We start from the raw sequence: 19690 nt of genomic DNA, 5'->3' as shown, positions 1-19690 counted from the left end.
GCGTGCAAGCTCTGACCGAGGACCAAGTCCGCGCTTCGTTCGTGAACGCGACGGTCGATGACCGCCGGATCATGGCGATGCCGATCGACTTCATGCTGCTCGACTGGGACCACCTCGACTTCCTCGCCTGGCGGGATCCGAACTCGCGCGAGCGGGGATACGTCATCACGCAACGCGAGGGCGGCCCGGTCGGGGTCGTGCTGCGTGCAGCATCCGGAAGCTCGCGTGCGCGCTCCGCGCTGTGCAACCTCTGCCACACCATGCAGCCCGGCGACCAGGTCACCCTCTTCAGCGCGCGCAAGGCCGGACCGGCCGGCGATGCCGGTGACACGATCGGCACGTACATCTGCGCCGACCTCGGATGTCACGACAACGTGCGGATCGCCGGGCCGCTCGCGCCCAGCGAGATCCGCGCGAGCGTCGATCGCCGGATCGACGGCACGCGCCACCGCACCGAGGCCTTCGTCGAACGGGTCATCGGCGAGGACGACTGACGGCCCTCGCCGTGGTTCGGAGCACGCGGTCACAGGGGGTAATATGGGTTCTCGCGCCTCCGGTCGACTGCACAAGCCGGGCGGGTGCGCACTGGCGAGTTACCCAAGCGGCCAAAGGGATCTGACTGTAAATCAGACTGCATTGCATTCGGGGGTTCGAATCCCTCACTCGCCACATCGAGAAGGGCCCCCGCTGAGCGGGGGCCCTTTCGCTTGCGCCTTGGTCGCGCTCCGTCGAGCGCGGTGCTCCGGGTCAGCAGGCGGTCGACACGGTGCTCCGGCACAGGCCGATGCTCAGTGTGCTGGCCAGGACCGTGCGGTGCTCGTCCTCGCTCTTCTCGAGCGTCTGCAGCGACAGGATGAAGCCCATTTCCTCACCTCCTTCGTTCGATCGCCGCCGGAGAACCGACGGGTGCGAGCACCGGGGGGAGTATGGGGAGGAGCGGCCGGTCGGTCATCGGACCGCGACCGGACGCCGCGACGAGGGTGAGCAGCACGCCCGCGGCCCCGGTGGCGAGGTCGCACGAGGCGCGCAGCATCCCGTCGCCGACGATGCGGACGCCGGCCGGGGCATCGAGAGCGTGGAGGGTCATCCGCGACAGATGGTGGTCGCGGGCGCGGACGGTCTCGGGCGTCGCGTGCCCGGTCGCGTGCAGCGAGTGCAGGAAGAGCGCCAGCCCCGCTCGGCCGGCGAAGATGCCCGACTGCACGACGAAGGGGGCCGACGCTGCTCGGATGATGCCGCGCAGTGCGTCGTCCAGCTCGTCGTCCGGATCGTGTGCCAGGTACTGCGCGATCACGAGGCCGATGCCAGCCGACCCGTGGGCGAGATAGGGAAGCAGCCGCCAGCCCTGGTCCACGTGCAGCGAGCCGTCCCCGTCCCGCCGCAGCGAGCCGAGGTCGATGGCGAGAGCGCGGCGGGCGATCTCGAGGAAGCGCCGGTCTCGGGTGTGCTCGAACAGCCGAACGGCCAGGAGCGCGGTTCCGCTCGCACCGCCCATGAGGCCGCCGCGCCGTCGTGATGCGGGAGGCGTCGTCGCCGGCGCAGTCCGCTCGTCGAGCCCCGATCGCTCGCTGAGGCGGTCGACGATGTCGATCGCGCGCGCGAGGTCGCTGGGCGAGCCGGAGGCGCCGAGGAGGGCGATGCCGACACCGGCGAGGCCCGAGGCGAGGTCGGAGCCCCATGCCCCGACGTCGAGCTCGACGCTCCGCAGGCGTTCGCCGAGCGTCGTGGCCTCGCCGGTGAACCCGAGGCGGCGGCACGCCCACATCGCGCCCGCGAGGCCGTCCATCAGGCCGACGCGAGGGCGGTCGTCCCGCACGGCGGAGATCGACTTCGACACCCACGCCCGCATCTCGGACGGCAGAGCGACACCGGCGGCGTCGAGCGCGAGGGCGACCCCCAGTGCGCCGTGGGCGAGGGAGAACGCGGGCTCCGCGAACTGGCGGGGATCGCCCGCCCACAGCCGGTCGCGGCGATGCGGCGTCGCATCGGCGATCAGCTGGGCGGCGATCCGCTCGATCGTCGGAACGGGCAGCGGATGCCGGCCCGTCTGGCCGGTCGCGCCGTCCTCGCGGTACCCGAGCCGCAGCGCGGCGGCCACGCGCTCCGACCACGCGCGAGGCAGGTCGAAGGTCGCCGCGGCTTCAGCGACGAGAGCGCCGGCCTTCGCCGGCTGAAGGGCGAGCACGCTCGTGAGCGGCAGGAAGACGTACAGCTCGATGCACGCCAGTGCGTGAGCGTCGCGCCGCACGGGGTCGGGCTCATCGGGCAGCGCGAACCCCGCCGCGCCGAGTACGGCGGCGGCACGCGAGCCGACGGGCAACGACATCTCGAAGTCGATGAGACCGACCGACCCGTCCGTATCGACCAGGACGTTCGCGGGATGCAGATCACCGTGGGTGAGGCCGGCGGCGTGGAGACACGAGATCTCCCGCCGCAGGGCACCGAGGACGCGCAGCATCCGGTCGCGATAGGCGTGGCGTTCCGCGGCGGTGGAGACCGCGGCGGTCAGCGGGCTGCTGGTCGACACCACCCGGTCGAGCGGCTCGCCCGGCAGCTGTTCCAGGACGAGGAAGCGATGACCGTGCGCGTCGAGAGATGTTCGTACCTCCGGCACGCGCACTGCGCCGGCGATGGCCCGCAGGGTCCGTTCCTCGTCACGGAGCCGCGCGACGGCATCGCGTCCATCCGGGGTCCAGCCGGCGAACGGCCGGGCCTCTTTCACGATGACGGGAGAGCCGTCGAGAACGCCGCGGTAGACACCGCCGGCGTTGGAGTAGTGCAGCGCCCCGGTGATCTCGGGGAATCCTGCCGGCGGCTGGTCTCCGAGGGCGTCGAGCTGACGCCGGAGGAAGGCCGGCAGCTTGACCCAGGGCGGAACGTGGAACCCGGCTTCGCGGCGGTCGGGCTCCCACTGCCCGCTCCGCAGGTCGCGCACCGCCGGCAGGGACTCGCCGTCGACGAGCACCTCATGGTCGGTGAAGGCGCCGTACCGGACGAAGAGCGGCCCCGCGTTCCAGCGCAGGTCCGACAGGATGTACGGGCCGGGCCGGGAGCCGAGTGCCTCGTCGAGGGTGACGAGGCACTCCTCCAGGCTCTCCTCCGAGGGGGGATAGAGCGTGATGAACTTCCCGGCACCCGACCGCTCGGCATCCTTCGCCAGCACGGCGTCGAGCGCCCGTTCGTCGATCAGATGCTTGAACGGGATGCCGTGCCGGTGGCAGTACGCCGACACGATGTCGAGCACATCGCGAGCGCCGTTGGGAAGAGCCGTGACATGCACCTTCCACCCCTGATCGGCGAGGCGCATCCCGTGCGGCATCCAGACGGACCATGGATGCCGCCGGCTCCGCCGCCAGCCGTCCCACGAGGCCGTCGTCGACGGCGCGTAGACGTCCGCGCCTTCCGGTGCGCCGGCACGTGCGGCATCCGAGTCGGGTGAGTCGTAGAACACCCGATCCGGTATCGCGAAACGCCCGAAGATCGGATCCATCTGCTTCCCCCACGGCCCGGTACGGCGGGCCCAGGGTCATCATCGGTCGGGCCGGACGTCGGGCTCAGCGTGCGAGGACCGGAGAAAAGCCCCCTTCGGCGCCGGTTGTGCCGTAACGGAACCGGGCGAGAAGTCCGGGACGTGTCGGAATCGGTCGGGAAAATTCATCCGAATGGATGATGGCGCAGTCGGTGATGCGCCAGCTGTGCGGGTCGAACGGGACGAAAGACCCGAAAAGCCCGGAAACCGCGACCCCCCTGGTCGCGCCGACCCCCGGGTGTTTGACTGAGCGAACCCGGGGGAGGCGCAAAAGAGATGCACGAAGAAGCGGTGGACACGGGTGACGAGGTGAAGGTCTTCCTCATCAACCGTCGGGACGTCGTGCGGCGAGGGCTGCGCGCGCTCATCGAGGATTCCGAAGACCTCGTCGTCGTGGGAGAGGTCGCCCGTCTCGACGAGGCAGGACACATGATCGACCTCACCGACCCGGATGTGGCGATCCTCGACGCGACCGAACCGCCGGAGCGCATCGTGAACGCGGTGGACCGGATCCGGCGCGCGCAGGCCGACGTTCCGGTACTCGTGCACGGTCGCAGCGACGCCGAGGAGGCGAAACGCGTCGCGTGGGCCGCCGGGGCAGACGGATACCTCCTCGACGACGCCGATGAACAGGACGTTCTCCGGCTGGTGCGCCGGATCGCGCGCGGCGGGAACCCGCACACCCTGCAGGCCGTGCGTGCCGCGGGTGCACCGCCGAGCGGGCCCGTCGCCCCCGACCTCACCCTGCGTGAACGGCAGGTGCTCCGGTTCATCGCCGCGGGAATGACCAACCGGCAAATCGGGAACCGACTCGGACTGGCCGAGAAGACGATCAAGAATTACGTTTCCGGACTGCTCGCGAAGCTGCATTTGGAGAGCCGCACGCAAGCGGCCGTTTATCGGATAACCCACGACGACGCCGCGCCGGGCGGCAGTTCATGAGCGCCCGTCATTTCGCGTCATCCGCAAGCGCGGCAGGACCATCGGCACTGCCGATCGCCTGAGTTCGTGGTCAAGGGTGACCTTGAGCACCCCATGAGCGGGAGCGTCCGTATTCCGCCGCGTCGAGAGGAAGAGGTCATGATTCGCACCAGAGACAACGGCACACGGCATCAGGCGAGAGATCGGCAGGGTCGGGCGTGAAGACACGATCGGACAGTCTCCGACGGGAGCCCCGAGCGGGCGCCCGCATCCGCGGCATCGTCGCCGGACTGAGCAGCCTCGTCGTCGCCGCGCTCATCCTGTCGCCGCTCGGACAGGCCGCGCACGCGCGCATCGATGATGCGACGCCGATCGTCGACGCTCAGATCGGGCCGAACACCGAGATCCAGATCACGAGTCTCGGCCCCGGCGCGACGCTTCCGGGTCTCCAACCGCCCTCACCCATCACTCAGGACCCGCAGGCGCCGTATCCCGACACCAACCCCGCGGGATACGCGTCGGTCTCGACGTTCGCCGGCACGATCATCGCGTCGAGCGTCTCGGATCCGTCGCTGACCGCCGAGATGTACTGCATCAACCTGCGCGTCTCGACATACGTCGGGATCGGGTACGAGTCCGGTTCGTGGGAGGAGTCGAACGTTCCGAACATCGGGTACGTGACCTACATCCTGAACAACTTCTATCCGACCGTCGCCGAGCCCGCCGGGCTGTCCCCGAATCAGCAGGCTGCCGCCGTGCAGTCGGCCATCTGGTACTTCACCGACGGATATGTGCTCAGCACGGCGGCCAGTGCCACGGTTCGTGAGGCCACGGCGGCGATCGTCGCGGCCGCGCAGGCCGCAGGACCCGTCGTAGAGCCGCCCGCGCCTGAAGTGAGCATCACGCCCGAGTCGGACTCGGTCGCAGCGACGTCGAGTGCGGGGCCGTACACGGTCACCGCCGAGGGGACGAGCGACGTGACCGTCTCCGTTCCGAGCGGCTACGCCATGTTCACGGATGAAGCAGGCACGCAGCCCCTGGCGAACCCGGCGACCGTCCCGTCGGGGACGGAGATCTGGGTCAGGGTTCCCGACGGTTCACCGGGGGAGGCCGTGATCAACGCGCGCGCGACGGTGACCGTCCAACGCGGCCAGGTCTACCTGTACGACGGCAACACGCCGGACCTGGACGACGCCCAGCGGCTCATCCTGGCCGACACCGCCGAACTCGACGCGGTCGACTCCGCGCTGGCGGAGTTCCTGGCGGTGGGTTCGCTCACGGTCAGCAAGGCGTTCGCCGGCGAGGCGCTCGGTCTGCAGGGCGACATCCAGCTGGCCATCGACTGCGGCGAGGGATACACCTTCACCGCCGACATCCCGGCCGGCACCGCGACCACGCAGACCTTCACCTACGGGGACATACCGGTGGGGACGACCTGCACCGTGACCGAGCCGGTCACGGGCGCGAACACCGTCGTCGACGTCACGACCGATGCCGGACAGGATGCGGAGATCACCTCGGAGGGCGCGGCCGTGACCATCACCAACACGGTGACCTACCTGCCGGGCGGGCTGCGCGTCGTCAAGAGCATCGACGGCGACGCGGCAGGTCAGCAGGGCGCCATCGCGCTGCGGGTGGTGTGCGGAGACGTGCTCGACGACACGTTCGAGATCCCCGCGGGGAGTGCGGCCGGTCAGTACGAGCAGGTCTACTCCGACCTGGCTGCCGGCACGGAGTGCACGGCGACCGAGGCCGAGTCCGGCGAGACCGCGCAGGTGCAGGTGTCGACGGGCGATCCCGTGACGGTGGAGATCCAGCCGGGTGCCACGACGGATGCCGCGCTCGCGAACACCGTGACCTACCGTCCCGGTTCGCTGCGGGTGGTCAAGTCGATCGATGGAGTCGCCGCCGGTGAACAGGGGGCGATCGAGCTCGCCATCGTCTGCGGCGGTGTCCTCGAGGACACGTTCGCGATCCCCGCGGGCGCTGCGGCGGGGGAGTACGAGCAGGTCTTCACCGACATCCCGGCCGGCACGGAGTGCACCGTCACGGAGTCGGCGTCGGGAGCGACGACGCGTGTCGACGTCACGACCGACGGTCCGGTCACCGTGGCGATCGAGCCCGGCGGGACGGTGGATGCCGCCCTGGCCAACGACGTCACGTACCTGCCCGGGTCGCTGCGAGTCGTGAAGTCGATCACGGGCGGCGGAGCCGGCCTGCAGGGCGACATCGAGCTCAGCATCCGTTGCGACGACGGGACCGTGCTGGATGAGATCTTCGCCATCTCCGCGAGGAGCGGCGCAGGCGACTACGAGCAGGTGTACAGCGACCTGCCCGCCGGGTCGGAGTGCGTCGTGACAGAGACTCAGTCCGGCACGACCGCACTCGTGCAGGTGGCGACCGCCGACCCGGTCACCGTGGAGATCCTCCCGGGTGACACCGTCGACGCGGGCCTCGTCAACGACGTCCGCGGTGGCGAGCCGGTGGTTCCCGGGCACAGTGCTCTTCCCGCGACAGGCGGCGGAGCGCCATACCTGGGCCTCATGCTCGGTCTGGGCAGCATGATGGTGGGTCTGCTCGTGCTGGTGGGCGGCCTCCGGGTCCACGCTCAGCGCGCAGCGCGGGCGGCCTGACACCTACCGTCCCCCTCTCGCATACCAGCGGGAGGGGGACGGTCGTGCGTGGCAGAAACCGGTGCCGAAGTTTCACCCGGATGGATGACGAGAACTCAGACCCGGTTGCGTGCTCCCCACAGCGCGAGCTGGGTGCGATCCGCGAGATCGAGTTTCTTGAGCGCGGAGTGCAGCTGCGACCGCACGGTGTGGACCGAGACCTGCAGCGTCTCGGCGATGCCCTCGTTGCTCGTGACGCCGCCGGCGAGAACGGAGATCACCCGGCGCTCGGCGGAGGTCAGCAGAGCGCTCGCCTCAGGGTCTTCGGGAGCGCCGCCGCGGCGGACGAACTCACGGATCAGCGGCGCCGTCACTCGCGATGACACGAGAGCCTCGCCCCGCGCCGCGGCGTAGATCGCGCCGACGAGCTGGTCCGAGTCATGACTCTTCAGCAGGTATCCGACGGCGCCGGAATCCAGGGCCTCGCTGACGTACCCGTCGACGGCGAAGCTCGTCATGACGATGACGGCGATGGGTGCGCCCCCGTCGTCGGGACGCGCGAGGAGGCGGGTCGCGGACAGCCCCGACATCTGGGGCATCTGGATGTCCATGAGCACGACGTCGGCGCGTTCGGCGCGCGCGACGTGGACGGCGTCGATGCCGTTCGAGACCTCGCCGACGACCTGGATGCCGGGAGCGCCTTCGAGCTGCAGCCGCAGCCCGCGGCGCACAGCACGATTGTCGTCGGCGATCAGAACGCGGATGCGCTCGGCCCCACGAGTCATACCGTTCTCCTTGTCAGGTGATCGGGTCGATCGGGATCGTGATCCGCACTTCCCATCCGCCGGTCGGCGACGGCCCTGCGAACAGTGTGCCCCGCAACAGCTCCACGCGCTCGCGCATCCCGCGCAGGCCCCAGCCCAGATCGAGGCCCGGAACCGGCGTCGAATCACTGTTCGGCGCCCGATTGACGACCCGGACCAGGAGCTCCTCCTCGGCGGCGGTCACCGAGACGCTCACGGGTGCGCCGGGAGCATGCTTGGCCGCATTGGTCAGCGCCTCCTGCAGGGCGCGGTACGCCGTGGTCGAGACGACGGCGGGCAGATCGGACACACCGCCGGACTGCTCGAACGACACCGGCATGCCGCGCTGCGACCAGAACTGCACGAGTTCGCCCGCCCGGCGCAGGTCACGCGTCGTCTCGGCCGGGGCCGCCGCCTCGGCGTGCAGGTCGCTCAGTGCACCCGCGAGGCTCGCGGCGGCGAACCGGCCCTCGTTCCTCACCTCGCCGACCAGGCGGATCGCCTCGTCGGGGCGGGCCGGGGCGAGAGAGATGGCGGCGTCGGCGAGGGTCACGAGGCCCGCGAGGTGCTGGCCCGCGACGTCGTGCAGCTCCTGCGCGATGCGGGCGCGCTCGCGCTCCCGTGCGTCGTTCACGCGCGCGTCGTGCTCCTGGCGGGCGAGCTCGGCCTGTTCGCGGGCGAGTGTCACCTGACGCACCTGGGCGCGCCACCAGATCCCGAGAGCGGTCGCCCCGAGGGCAGGAGCGGAGAAGCGGAAGAACTCGTTCGCCATGAAGCTCAGGGCGGTACTGACGTCGCCCGAGTAGAAGACGGCCCAGGTGAAGAGCCCGCCCATTCCGGCGATCACGACGCCGAGCAAGCACACGACGGCCGAACCGGCCGAGACCCGGCGGGCCAGAAGGAACTGCGCGAGTGCCACGACGAGGTACATGCCGATGAGCCAGTTCGGTATGTCGAAGGCGCCGAGGAGGAGGAGATAGACGGCGACCGTCGCGAAGACCGCCGTGCGGGGCCATCGCTCGCTCAGGAGGACAGCCGAGGCCTGGGCCACGCACGCCAGGGCGAGGATGACGCACAGGACCGATATGGATACGTCGAAGGGCCAGTCGACGGGACCGGCGATCATCGCGGTGATCGGTGTCGCCAGCACCTGGACGGTCGTGCTCACCGAGACGATCGCAACCAGGATCGCCGACGCGCGACGCGTGCGGAAGAAGGTCTGCGTCGCGGACGCGTCGAAGTCGACGCCGGGCTCTCGGGGTGGCTTCACCACAGAATCCTCTCAGCCCCGCACGGAAGCCCCGTGCATGCCAGGATGTGAGGAGTCAGCGCGGAAGGGAACCTGTCGATGAGCAAGCCCATCACATCTCCGGAATCGAGCAGGCTGCTGCGAGCCGCGATCTGGGTCGCGATCGGCGCACTCATCGCCGCGGCGATCGTGTGCGTCGTCTGGGTGCTGATCGGCTCGGGCACCGGCATCGTCGCGCGCGCCTTCATGACGGTGCTGCTGCTCGCGGGCTTCGCGGGCATCGCGATCCTCGAGTCGCACCTCGCCGGTCGTCGTCCCGCCTGGTTCGCGCTCACGAGCATGGGCAGCTGGGTCATCGCGCTGCTGGTCGGCGCTGTCATGATCTGGCTGCCGTCCCCGACCGAGAGCTTCGGGTGGGGGTACGAGCGCTTCATGCGCTTCCTCCTGGTCGTGCTGATCCTGCAGCTGGCCCTGCTGCACCTGCGCCTGTTCACGAAGGCCTATCTGCGCAATCCCACGACGTTCCTCTCGATCGTGACCTACGTCACCATCGCCTTCGTCGGGATCGTCGCCGTCATGCTGATCGTGCCGCTCGTCGGCGGGGAGTGGTTCGACTTCCTGCCGATCTACTGGCGCGTCGTGGTCGCGCTCACCATCCTCGCGGCGGTCGGCACCGCGCTGGTCCCGCTCGTCAACGCGCTGCTGATGCCCCGCCCGCCGCATCCGCCGGCAGCGGCACCATGGCCGACCTACGCCGACGGCCGCACGCCGCTGCCCGTGCTCGGCGATGGGTCGCCCGACTGGCAGGCCTACTACACCGGCCGTCCCACCTATCCGCAGGCGTACGCCCCCGCCCAGCAGGCTCCGGCACAGCCGGCGCCTGCTCAGGCGACCCCGCCGGCGCCGGCACAGCAGCAGCCGGGCTACCAGGACTACCCGCCGCCCCCGCCCCTGCCCGACCAGCCGATCGCTCCGCGCTGACGGTCTCGGCCTTCCGGGGGCCGCGAACCCCGTAGCGTGGGTCGCATGGTGGATGCCCGAGAGCTCGCAGACCTGGCCGTCGAGATCGCGCGCGAGGCGGGTGCGCTCGCGCGCCGACGCCGGGGCGAGGGAGTCGCGATCGCCGCGACCAAGTCGGCGCTCGCCGACATCGTCACCGAGGCCGACCGCGAGGTCGAGCTCCTCATCCGCGATCGCATCGCCCAGGCGCGTCCCGACGACGGGTTCCTCGGCGAGGAGTCCGGAGCCGAGCGCGGTGCGAGCGGCTTGACCTGGGTCGTGGACCCCATCGACGGAACGGTCAACTACGCCTACGGCATCCCGCACTACGCGGTGAGCATCGCCGTCGTCGACGGCGAGCCCGATCCGCAGCGGTGGGAGGCGGTCGCCGCGGCGGTCTTCTCGCCGGCCGTCGACGAGATGTTCCGCGCGACCGCGGGTGACGGCGCCTGGCTCGGCGACGTCCGTCTCGCGGTCTCCGAGCCGACCGATGCCGGCGCCCTCCTGGCGACCGGTTTCGGCTACGACCCGGCGACGCACGCGGGCGATCTCGCGCGGCTGGGCCGCATCATGCCCGTCGCGCGCGACATCCGCCGCGCCGGAGCGGCATCCCTCGATCTGGCGTACGTCGCCGCCGGCCGCCTCGACGGCTACGTCGAGCGCGGACTGCAGCCCTGGGACCACGCCGCCGGGGCGCTGCTGGTCGCCGAGGCCGGGGGAGTGGTGACCGGGATGCCCGGCGAACGCCCCGGGCGAACCATGACGATCGCCGCGTCCCCGTCGCTCCACAGCCGTCTGGCGGAACGGGTTTTCCACGAAAGCTGACGCGTGGATCGCATTCCCAGCCGCAAGTCGTTAGTGTTTACCCGTTCGTTATCTTCGGAACCCGATCCGGAGGGCGGACACCACCCGGATAGTTTGTGCCGCGCGCGAGCGCGCGCTGTTTTCGAGAGCCTGCGATTTGACTTCTGAGACCACCCCCACTGAGGCCGCGTCCTCGCGACCCTCGGCAGGGGAACCCTCGTCCGCTGCGGCGGCGGGTCTCACGCGGGCCGCGGGTCTGACGCGAGCGCAGTGGCGGCGTCTGGCCGCCGAAGCCGAGCTCGCCGCGAAGGTCGCCGCCGTTCCGACCGACGACGTCGCGACGATCGACGAGGCGCCCTCGACGCCCGACGAGCCCCGCGCGGCGTCGAGCGACGACGCGAGCACGGTTCCTCCCGTCGTGGAGCCTCAGGCCGAGGCCAACGCCGAGACCGACGAGATGGTCCTCACGGTCCTCGACGGCGACGCCTACGCCGGTCCGGATCTCGTCACGCCCTCCCGCCGCCGCCGCTCGCGTCCGGCCGCCGAGCACGCTGCCCCGCAGGGGGAGTCGTTCGGCCCTGCCGCCGTCGACTCCGCGAAGGCCGACACGGCGGATGCCGCCGAGACGAGCTCGGCCGGCGACTCGAGCGCCGGGGACGAGACCCGCAAGCCTTCGGACGCGCACGACGTCGACGAGTTCGAGTTCGCCGCGCGCCTGTTCTCCTTCACGGCCCAGACGCCGGTGCAGGTGGCCGAGGAGTCGATCGCCGAGCACCAGCAGCGCACGCGCGAGGTCGCGGTCGCCCGCCCGGGACGCCTGCGTCGCGTCGGCAAGCGCGTCGCGGCGGCATCCGTCTCGATGAGCGCCGTCGCGGCCGTCGGTCTCCTCGCGGTCGGCCTGACGAGCCCTGCCGCTGCGGTCTTCGCGTCCGGTGACACCGGCCGTGACATCACGGCGGAAGCGCCGCGCACGTCGGCCTCGATCGAGCCCGAGGAGATCCAGGCGTACGTCTCCTCATCCAGCACGGGCGTGACGTTCGACCGCAGCGACACCTTCGACGTCACCTCGGTCTCGAAGATCGCCGCAGACTCGGGTGTGACCAACTTCGCCGGCACGTGGGTCAACGACCCGAACGCCGCGATCCAGTGGCCCTTCCCGGTGGGTGTGCCGATCTCGGCGCAGTTCGGCTCCGTCTCCTACCTGTCCGAGTTCTCGCGTCCGCACCGCGGCGTCGACCTCACTCCGGGCGCGGGCGCCGACATCCACGCCGTTGCCGGTGGCACCGTGCGCATCGCGACCGAGGCGGGCGGCGACTACGGGGTGACGGTCGTCATCGACCACAACATCGACGGCGAGCTCGTCTCGACCCGCTACGGCCACATGCAGTACGGCTCGCTCAAGGTCAAGGTCGGCGACACGGTCGAGCCCGGACAGATCATCGGCAAGGTCGGCAGCACCGGCAAGTCGACGGGGGCTCACCTGCACCTCGAGGTCCTCCTCGGCGGCACCACGCAGACCGATCCCATCGCCTGGCTCGAGGAGCACACGAAGCGCTGACCTGATTCGAAGTGAGGCCGCCGAGATGGTATCCTCTTCTAGTTGCCCGCTTGCGGGTGGCACGCCCCGATAGCTCAGTGGCAGAGCACTTCCATGGTAAGGAAGGGGTCGTCAGTTCAATCCTGACTCGGGGCTCGCAGCATCCTCGGATGCGTTGCGGCAGGGTAGCTCAGCTGGTGAGAGCGCACGACTCATAATCGTGAGGTCGCGGGTTCAAGCCCCGCTCCTGCTACAGATGAAAACCCCCGGTTCGTCCGGGGGTTTTGTCGTATGCGGGAACGGTGCCGACGCCGCGGCTGAGACGCCGAGAGAATCTCCGCATGCGGGAACGAGAAGGCGCCCGGGACCCCTCCAGAGTCCCGGGCGCAGGTCGGACGCGAGACGAGGACCTAACTCGCGGCCGAGGGATCGAGCAGGCCCGCCCTGCTCCCCATCAGCGCTGGATCGCACCCGACGTGATGATCATGCCTCGGGTGGCAGACGGCGCGTGCAGGCCGGTTGCGCCGCCGGCCGGCCTCAAAAAAGCCGGTCAAGCGACTTAAAAGTTCCGTGGCGTGGGGCCTGCGGGGCTCTGTATCCGCTGATGTTCCGCGCAAGATTTCATCCGATCGGATGATGCCGGGCGTTCTCCCGCGTCGCGGAAACCAGAACGCCCCGACATCCGAGGATGCGGGGCGCTCCACGATCCGGGGGGAAGATCGTCGACGTCATCGACGCTAGGGGTTTCCGGCCGGTCCGTCGAGTCGGCCTTTCGGGGGACACGACGCCGAGTACGGGTTCGCGTCGGGTCAGCGCCGGTGGAACGGGCAACCGCCGCCAGTGCCGGTCGCGCGGACGCGGCCGCCCGACGCGGGCTTCGTCGGCAACCGGCGCATGTCGACGTCGAGAGCGGAGCCGAGGATCGCGACATCCCGGTGGCTCAGTGCCGTGATCGCGGTCGCGAGCCCGGCGATCGCGAGCTTCTCTCCCGGGCACCGGTGGCCCGTGGCGACATCCGCCCCGCCGTGCGGGACGAATGCGGACAGAGCCTCGTAGTCGTCGACGCCGATGAAGCGCTCGGGTGCGAACGAGTCGGCGCGCTCCCACGAGCTCTCATCGATGTTGGTGCCGAGGATGTCGAGCACGACGCGGCCACCCGCCGCAACGCGCTGGCCGTCGAGCTCGATGTCGGCGACCGCACGCGCGGGGAGCATCGGGACGAACGGGGCGGTGCGCCGGATCTCCTGGGCGAACGCGACAGCGAGCGGTCCGCCGTCGAGGGTCTCGCGCTCTGCCGCCTCGGCGGCGATGCGCTCGCGCCACTCCGGACGGTCGTGCAGCTCCTTCGCGGCGAAGGCCACGAACCGCGCGACGGCGATCATGGGTCGCATGCTGTTCTGCAGCTCGATCCCGGCCAGTCGTGCGGACAGCAGCACGCCGGCGCGATCGCGGTGCCAGGCCCATGCGTGGAGGGCTGTTCCGGGCTCCGGCTGGAGGTCGCCGTCGCGCACCGCCTCGATGAGGTGCTGAGAGTGGCGGTCGGACCAGCGGCGATTGATCCACGCGAGGAGGTACTCGGGCGAGTAGGGGACGCCGAAGCCGTCCACGATCTGCGCGAGACGTCCCGCCCATCGCGTCTTCGCCGCGGCGGTTCCCGGAAGCCCCGCCCACCGCATGACGGCACGCCCGAAGGCGCCCACCGCCGCGTCATAGGCGGAGCGCTCACCGCCGGCGAACCAGTCGTCGAGCTCGCGCTGCCACTCGGCGGCGAGGAGGGGGCGCAGGCGCTCGACCTGCTCGTCCTCGTAGGCGACGTCGAGGAACGTCGCTTTGCGGTGCCGGTGGTCCTCACCGTCGAGGCTGTGAACCGAACCGTGCCCGAAGAGGGTCTCCTGCACGATCCCCGGCATCGCCCCGTGGCGGCGCACCCGATCCTCGTCGTAGAACACCTCGACGCCCTCGGCGCCCCGGACGAAGATCGTCGGATCGCCGAGAAGGCCCATCGGCGCCGAGCGTGCACCGGCTCGCACCCGCCTCCAGATCCGATCGCCGAACCCGTATCCGCGCAGCAGAAGCTGAGGGGAGTCGTCGGTCAGCGTGCGTGCAGCGGCGGTGATCGAAGACATCATGATTCCACGCTCACACGCCGGCCCCGATGAGCCGAGGGGGAGGCGGATCAGGCTGACGTGTGCTAGCCCGCGGCGCCCGCTTCGAGGCGACGAGCAGCCCTGCGCAGAACAGCCGATTCGATGAGGAGCACGCCGCCCACGGCCGCGGCGCCGAGGAGCACGAGGAGCAGCACCGGCACGGCATCCGGCCCGGGAGGCTGCACGGTGCCGCCCTCCTGCCACGGCCACAGGGCGCGGAGCGAACCGACCATCAGGCCCGTCATCATCGCCAGCATGACGCGCCGCCGGTGAACCAGCAGCCACTGCAGCACCGACACGAACAGTCCGAGCCCGATCATCGCGCCGAGGATGAAGACGCCGAGGTAGACCAGATCGCGCTCGTTCACCGCGGCCAGCGTCGGCGCGTACATCCCGACGGCCAGCAGGATGAACGAACCCGAGACGCCCGGGACGACGAGCGCGCACACGGCGAACGCCGCCGCGAGCGCGACGACCGGAAGGGGCGGTTCGAGAGGGTCGACCTGGGGCAGGCTCGTGAGGGCGAACCCGGCGACGGCGCCGACGGCCGCGATGGCGTACTCGCGTATCCGCCACCGACCGCCGACCATCCGGATCGGGACGACGAGCGAGGCCAGGATGAGTCCTGCGAAGAGCGCGCGTGAGGCGACGGGTTCGGCCTCGATGATCGGCGCGAGAACCGCAGACGCCGCGAGAACCGCGGCGATCATGCCGAAGCCGACGGGCAGGACGACCGACCAGCGCACGGCGGCGAACTCCGCGCACGCACGAGTGAGACCGCGGCCTCGGACGCCGTCGGCGGCGGCGCGAGCCACCCCGCGGGCGAGGTGGCCGGCTGAGTCGATGAGCGTCTCGTACACCCCGACGATCAGCGCGACGGTGCCGCCGCTGACTCCGGGGATGATCTCGACGGTCCCGATGAGAGCGCCGCGACCGGCATCCAACAGCATTCGGGCGACGGGCATGGGCGACCTCCGGGATGACGACGACGGAGCGTTCCACGCTACCGGTGATCGCCTGAGCGACCCGTGGTAGTCCCGTTATCGCGCCCCCGGGTCCGGTGCAAGTGGCTCGACGGATTCACCGCTGCCGCGCATCGTGGAGTCATGTCCAACGCATTCAACGACGACCTCGCCCGCCCCGCCGCAGCCGAGGATGCCGGCATCCAGCCGCTGCGCGACGGCGATGCGACCAGCGTGGCCGATCCCGACCTCGACCCCGCGCAGCGCGAGTGGGAGCGCACCGACGCGATCGACGAGGCGCTCGATTCCGGCGTCGACCCCGCCGATCTCGACACCGCCACCGCCACGAGCGACGACCCCGCGCACATCCCCTCGGACGACGACGAGATCCCGGCGGAGGACCTGCCCACGGGGTACGCCCAGCCCGAGACCCAGGGAGACGACCCGGTCATCGCCGAGCTCGGTGAAGACGGCGAAGGCGACATCAACGACGAGGGCATGTGACCGCGGGGATCGAGTCGTATGCGCCGATCGGCGACGGCCGTACCGTCGCGCTGATCGGTCTCGACGGCAGCGTCGACTGGCTGCCGCTTCCCGACCTGACCTCCACGCCCGTCTTCGCGCGCCTGCTCGACAGCGAGACGGGCGGATGTCTCGAGCTCGCCCCCACCGAGGAGTTCGAGACCACCCGTCGGTACGTCCCCGACACGAACGTCCTCGAGACGACGTTCACAACCGCTCGCGGATCCGTGAAGGTCACCGACGCCATGGTGTCGGGAGTCGCCGGGCGGATGCCGTGGGCCGAGCTTGCCCGCCGGATCGACGGGCTCGAGGGCACCGTGCCGATGGCGTGGCGCATTCATCCCGGCACCTCGCTGCGCACGGCGTCGCCCTGGATCGAGCGCACCCAGCACGGCGACGTCATCCGCAGCGGCAAGACCGCGCTCGTCGTCGTGGGCTTCGAGCACGGCCCCGACGCCCCCGATCCCGACGGCACGAGCGGCCCTCGCCTGACCGGCTCGTTCACCGCCACGGAGGGGTCGCGTCACCTCATCGCGCTCGCCGCGACCCACGACGAGCCCCTGCACCTTCCCGACCCGCGGAACGTCGACGTCGGCATCGACCGGACGATCGACAACTGGCGGCACTGGTCCGAGGTCTTCTCGTACGAGGGGCCCTGGGAGGAACGCATCCAGCGCAGCGCGCTCGCCCTCAAGCTGCTCATCTTCAGCCCCACCGGCGCGATCGCCGCGGCAGCCACCACCTCGCTACCCGAGGATCCCGAGGGCGGCAAGAACTGGGACTACCGCTACGCCTGGGTGCGCGACCTCGCCTACACCGCGCACGCGCTCGTGCGCTTCGGGCTGCGCGAGGAGACGCACGCGGCACTGTCGTGGATGCTGCGCACCATCCGCGAGCACGGGCCCGAGCTGCACGTCATGTACACGCTGGGCGGCGAGCTCGTACCCGATGCCCAGGACTACCCCGTGCCCGGCTGGCGAGGGGTCGGCCCGGTCGTCACGGGCAACCCCGCACGCGAGCAGCTCCAGCTCGGCGTCTACGGCGACCTCATGGCCATCTGCCGGACGTACGTCGATGCGGGCAACGTCCTCGACATCGGAACGGGGCGGATGCTGGCGGGCGTCGCCGACCGCACCTGCGACCTGTGGCGCAACCCCGACTCGGGCATGTGGGAGCTGCCGGAGGAACGGCACTACACCTCGTCGAAGATGGGGTGCTGGAAAGCTCTCGACGATGCCGTCGCGCTCGCCGAGAACGGCGCGATCCCGGGGAGCGCCGAGCGGTGGAAGGCCGAGCGCGAGCGCATCCGGCTCTGGATCGACGAGAACTGCTGGTCGGAGGCGAAGTCGGCGTACGTCTTCTACGCCGGTTCCGACGAGCTCGACGCCTCCGTGCTGCTGCACGCACCCACCGGCTTCGATCGCGGCGAGCGCATGTCGACGACGATCGACGCCCTCACCGGGGAACTCGGCGCCGGGCCGCTGCTGTATCGCTACAGCGGGGTGTCGGCCGAGGAGAAGACCTTCGTCGCCTGCGCGTTCTGGCGCGCCGAGGCGCTCGCGTGCGTCGGCAGGCACGACGAGGCGCTCGACCTCGTCGACCAGCTCGTCGCCCTCGCGAACGACGTCGGCATCTACGCCGAGATGATCGACGCCGACGACGGCACCGCCTGGGGCAACACGCCGCAGGCCCTCAGCCACCTCGCGTTCATCGCGACCGTGCTCACCATCCGCGACGTCGTCCCCGAGGAGGCCCTCCGTGGCAGATGAGATCGGAGTGTTCCGCGACACTCGTGGCGTGCTCGTCGAGAGCATCTGGTGGGACGACCGCACCGCCGAGGTCGTGTGGGTCGACATCACCGCGGGACTGCTGCATCGCGGCCCGCTCGACGGAGCGGCCGACGGCAGCGACGACCGCGTCGTCGAGCTGCCCCCGCCGCTGTCGGCGGTTCAGCCTGCCGCCGGAGGCGGCTACGTCGCGGCTCTGAAGGACCGGGTCGTCCTGCTCGACGCGGACGGGCGCATCGAGCGCGACCTCGCGTCGCTGCGCCACCGCCACGGCGGGATGCGCCTGAACGAGGGCAAGGTCGACCCGTTCGGTCGCTTCGTCGTCGGGGCCATGGAGCTCACGAGCGACGACCCCGATGCGACGGTCTGGTCGGTCGACCCGGACGGCGCCGTCCGAGTGCTCGGCGGCGGTTACGGAATCGCGAACGGTATGGAGTGGTCCGACGACGGGCGCACGATGTACATCACCGACACCGCGACCTCGACCGTCTACCGCGCGCCATACGGCCCCGCCGGCGAGCTCGGAGAGCTCGAGCCCTACCTCGTCGGCCGGTCGAGCGACGGGCTGGTGCAGGCGACCGACGGCTCGTTCTTCAACGGGCTCTACGGCGAGGGCGTGGTGGCGCGCTGGAGCGCCGACGGAGACCTCGTCGAGGAGATCACGATGCCCGTTCCCAACATCACCTCGGTCGCCTTCGCGGGGCCCGACCTCGACGTCCTCCTCGTCGGTTCGGCGCGCGAGAACCTCACCGAGGAGCAGCTGAAGCGGCATCCCCTCTCGGGCGGCATCCTCCGCCTCGAACCCGGCGCGACCGGGCGCCCCATCCACACGTTCGGGTCTGCGTCGATCGCCTGATCGACGGACCCGAGTCACGACCACCCCCAGGAAGACCGATGGAAGGAGACACCATGTCCCGTGACCAGTACACCTTCGTCAACCCCGCCGAGCTGTACGCGGACATCGAGCCCGAGAAGCAGCACATGGACGAGCCGGGCCTCGACGCCGACCTCACGCCGAAGGCCGACCTCGGCGAGGAGAGCTACCGCGGCAGCGGCCGCCTCACCGGGCGGAAGGCCCTCATCACGGGCGGCGACTCGGGCATCGGCGCCGCGACTGCGATCGCCTTCGCTCGCGAGGGGGCCGACGTCGCCATCTCGTACCTGCCCGAGGAGGAAGAGGACGCGCAGCGCATCGCCGGCATCCTGAAGGATGCGGGCGTGACGGTGGCGCAGCTTCCGGGCGACCTGCGCGACCCGGAGTACTGCCGCTCGCTGGTCGCCGACACCGTCTCGGCGCTCGGCGGCATCGACATCCTCGTCAACAACGGCGGCAAGCAGATCTTCCAGTACGAGCTGGCCGATCTTTCCGACGAGCAGTTCGACGACACCTTCAAGACCAACGTCTACGCGATGTTCTGGATCACCAAGGCCGCGCTCCCGCACCTGCCGGCGGGCGCGTCGATCATCAACACGACGTCGATCCAGGCCTACTCGCCGTCGGAGACGCTCGTGGACTACGCCTCGACGAAGGCGACGATCAACACCTTCACCAAAGCCCTGGCGCAGCAGCTCGCGCCGAAGGGCATCCGCGTCAACGCCGTGGCGCCCGGGCCGATCTGGACGCCGCTGCAGCCGAGCGACGGCCAGCCGCAGGAGAAGATCGACAGCTTCGGCGAGGAGACTCCGCTCGGACGCATGGGCCAGCCGGCTGAGCTCGCGCCCGCCTACGTCTTCCTCGCATCGGCGGAGTCGAGCTACGTCGCGGGGGAGACCCTGAACGTCAACGGCGGCATGCCCACGCCCTGACATCCGCGATCA

Annotated in this window: 16 protein-coding genes and 3 tRNA genes; 13 read left to right on the top strand and 6 right to left on the bottom strand. The window is 70.5% G+C overall.

Features of this window, described 5'->3' with window-relative positions; all coding sequences use genetic code 11:
- Window positions 1–2: 2 nt before the first annotated feature.
- The gene (locus CI089_RS14810) at window positions 3–494 is read left to right on the top strand and encodes an FBP domain-containing protein (protein ID WP_094262198.1); all 492 of its coding nucleotides are present in this window, start codon (window positions 3–5) and stop codon (window positions 492–494) included.
- Window positions 495–587: 93 nt separating this feature from the next.
- Window positions 588–669 (top strand) — tRNA-Tyr (locus CI089_RS14805).
- Between the two features lie 78 nt (window positions 670–747).
- On the opposite strand, the gene CI089_RS16300 is transcribed toward CI089_RS14805, so the two are convergent.
- Both CI089_RS16300 and lanKC read right to left on the bottom strand, forming a co-directional pair.
- Window positions 748–864, bottom strand: a complete 117-nt coding sequence (locus tag CI089_RS16300) for a SapB/AmfS family lanthipeptide (RefSeq protein ID WP_114597945.1) — start codon at window positions 862–864, stop codon at window positions 748–750.
- 4 nt (window positions 865–868) lie between these two features.
- Window positions 869–3490 carry a class III lanthionine synthetase LanKC gene (gene lanKC, locus CI089_RS14800; protein ID WP_094262197.1) on the bottom strand — a complete coding sequence of 874 codons (2622 nt, stop codon included), beginning with the start codon at window positions 3488–3490 and terminating at the stop codon, window positions 869–871.
- Window positions 3491–3805: 315 nt separating this feature from the next.
- On the opposite strand from lanKC, the gene CI089_RS14795 reads away from it, so the two are divergent.
- The gene (locus CI089_RS14795; protein WP_094262196.1) at window positions 3806–4471 is read left to right on the top strand and encodes a LuxR C-terminal-related transcriptional regulator; all 666 of its coding nucleotides are present in this window, start codon (window positions 3806–3808) and stop codon (window positions 4469–4471) included.
- Between the two features lie 197 nt (window positions 4472–4668).
- Window positions 4669–7083, top strand: a complete 2415-nt coding sequence (locus CI089_RS14790) for a thioester domain-containing protein (protein WP_094262195.1) — start codon at window positions 4669–4671, stop codon at window positions 7081–7083.
- Window positions 7084–7178: 95 nt separating this feature from the next.
- On the opposite strand, the gene CI089_RS14785 is transcribed toward CI089_RS14790, so the two are convergent.
- Both CI089_RS14785 and CI089_RS14780 read right to left on the bottom strand, forming a co-directional pair.
- Window positions 7179–7847 carry a response regulator transcription factor gene (locus tag CI089_RS14785; protein WP_094262194.1) on the bottom strand — a complete coding sequence of 223 codons (669 nt, stop codon included), beginning with the start codon at window positions 7845–7847 and terminating at the stop codon, window positions 7179–7181.
- A gap of 13 nt (window positions 7848–7860) precedes the next feature.
- Window positions 7861–9135, bottom strand: a complete 1275-nt coding sequence (locus CI089_RS14780; RefSeq protein WP_094262193.1) for a sensor histidine kinase — start codon at window positions 9133–9135, stop codon at window positions 7861–7863.
- Window positions 9136–9213: 78 nt separating this feature from the next.
- Here CI089_RS14780 and CI089_RS14775 point away from each other — a divergent pair, with 78 nt between their 5' ends.
- From CI089_RS14775 to CI089_RS14755, 5 genes are all read left to right on the top strand, one after another.
- Window positions 9214–10095: a hypothetical protein gene (locus CI089_RS14775; protein WP_094262192.1), complete on the top strand. Its 882-nt coding sequence runs from the start codon at window positions 9214–9216 to the stop codon at window positions 10093–10095.
- Window positions 10096–10140: 45 nt separating this feature from the next.
- A complete protein-coding gene (locus tag CI089_RS14770) occupies window positions 10141–10938 on the top strand; it encodes an inositol monophosphatase family protein (RefSeq protein WP_179223351.1) in 798 nt (265 codons plus the stop codon).
- Between the two features lie 136 nt (window positions 10939–11074).
- Window positions 11075–12475 carry a M23 family metallopeptidase gene (locus CI089_RS14765; protein WP_256978018.1) on the top strand — a complete coding sequence of 467 codons (1401 nt, stop codon included), beginning with the start codon at window positions 11075–11077 and terminating at the stop codon, window positions 12473–12475.
- A 63-nt stretch (window positions 12476–12538) separates the two neighbouring features.
- A tRNA-Thr gene (locus tag CI089_RS14760) sits at window positions 12539–12610 on the top strand.
- 23 nt (window positions 12611–12633) lie between these two features.
- Window positions 12634–12707, top strand: a tRNA-Met gene (locus tag CI089_RS14755).
- Between the two features lie 556 nt (window positions 12708–13263).
- On the opposite strand, the gene CI089_RS14750 is transcribed toward CI089_RS14755, so the two are convergent.
- Together CI089_RS14750 and CI089_RS14745 are read right to left on the bottom strand one after the other, a co-directional pair.
- Window positions 13264–14580: a cytochrome P450 gene (locus CI089_RS14750; protein WP_094262521.1), complete on the bottom strand. Its 1317-nt coding sequence runs from the start codon at window positions 14578–14580 to the stop codon at window positions 13264–13266.
- 65 nt (window positions 14581–14645) lie between these two features.
- Complete coding sequence (locus CI089_RS14745) at window positions 14646–15566, bottom strand: DUF368 domain-containing protein (RefSeq protein ID WP_094262191.1); 921 nt, start codon at window positions 15564–15566, stop codon at window positions 14646–14648.
- Window positions 15567–15707: 141 nt separating this feature from the next.
- Between CI089_RS14745 and CI089_RS14740 the strand changes: the two genes are divergently transcribed.
- The 4 genes from CI089_RS14740 to CI089_RS14725 are packed head-to-tail and all read left to right on the top strand — an operon-like array spanning window position 15708 to window position 19678.
- A complete protein-coding gene (locus CI089_RS14740) occupies window positions 15708–16067 on the top strand; it encodes a hypothetical protein (RefSeq protein WP_094262190.1) in 360 nt (119 codons plus the stop codon).
- Window positions 16064–17854 (top strand): glycoside hydrolase family 15 protein, encoded by a 1791-nt coding sequence (locus CI089_RS14735; RefSeq protein WP_094262189.1) that lies wholly within the window; start codon window positions 16064–16066, stop codon window positions 17852–17854. Before CI089_RS14740 ends, CI089_RS14735 begins: the two co-directional genes overlap by 4 nt.
- A complete protein-coding gene (locus CI089_RS14730) occupies window positions 17844–18728 on the top strand; it encodes an SMP-30/gluconolactonase/LRE family protein (protein ID WP_094262188.1) in 885 nt (294 codons plus the stop codon). The genes CI089_RS14735 and CI089_RS14730 overlap by 11 nt, the downstream gene beginning before the upstream one ends.
- A gap of 53 nt (window positions 18729–18781) precedes the next feature.
- A complete protein-coding gene (locus CI089_RS14725) occupies window positions 18782–19678 on the top strand; it encodes an SDR family oxidoreductase (RefSeq protein WP_094262520.1) in 897 nt (298 codons plus the stop codon).
- The last annotated feature ends 12 nt before the right edge of the window (window positions 19679–19690 follow it).

Origin of the sequence: Microbacterium sp. Yaish 1 (assembly GCF_002245215.1) — a bacterium.
In the GTDB taxonomy this organism is placed as follows: domain Bacteria; phylum Actinomycetota; class Actinomycetes; order Actinomycetales; family Microbacteriaceae; genus Microbacterium.
Note: the sequence above shows the minus strand (reverse complement) of the source record. Positions and strands in the feature narration are given on the sequence as shown.

Excerpts from the sequence above, each read along its gene's own strand:
- CI089_RS16300 (WP_114597945.1), bottom strand. The coding sequence starts at position 864 with ATGGGCTTCATCCTGTCGCTGCAGACGCTCGAGAAGAGCGAGGACGAG.
- lanKC (WP_094262197.1), bottom strand. The coding sequence starts at position 3,490 with ATGGATCCGATCTTCGGGCGTTTCGCGATACCGGATCGGGTGTTCTAC.
- CI089_RS14795 (WP_094262196.1), top strand. The coding sequence starts at position 3,806 with ATGCACGAAGAAGCGGTGGACACGGGTGACGAGGTGAAGGTCTTCCTC.
- CI089_RS14785 (WP_094262194.1), bottom strand. The coding sequence starts at position 7,847 with ATGACTCGTGGGGCCGAGCGCATCCGCGTTCTGATCGCCGACGACAAT.
- CI089_RS14775 (WP_094262192.1), top strand. The coding sequence starts at position 9,214 with ATGAGCAAGCCCATCACATCTCCGGAATCGAGCAGGCTGCTGCGAGCC.
- CI089_RS14770 (WP_179223351.1), top strand. The coding sequence starts at position 10,141 with ATGGTGGATGCCCGAGAGCTCGCAGACCTGGCCGTCGAGATCGCGCGC.
- CI089_RS14750 (WP_094262521.1), bottom strand. The coding sequence starts at position 14,580 with ATGTCTTCGATCACCGCCGCTGCACGCACGCTGACCGACGACTCCCCT.
- CI089_RS14745 (WP_094262191.1), bottom strand. The coding sequence starts at position 15,566 with ATGCCCGTCGCCCGAATGCTGTTGGATGCCGGTCGCGGCGCTCTCATC.
- CI089_RS14740 (WP_094262190.1), top strand. The coding sequence starts at position 15,708 with ATGTCCAACGCATTCAACGACGACCTCGCCCGCCCCGCCGCAGCCGAG.
- CI089_RS14725 (WP_094262520.1), top strand. The coding sequence starts at position 18,782 with ATGTCCCGTGACCAGTACACCTTCGTCAACCCCGCCGAGCTGTACGCG.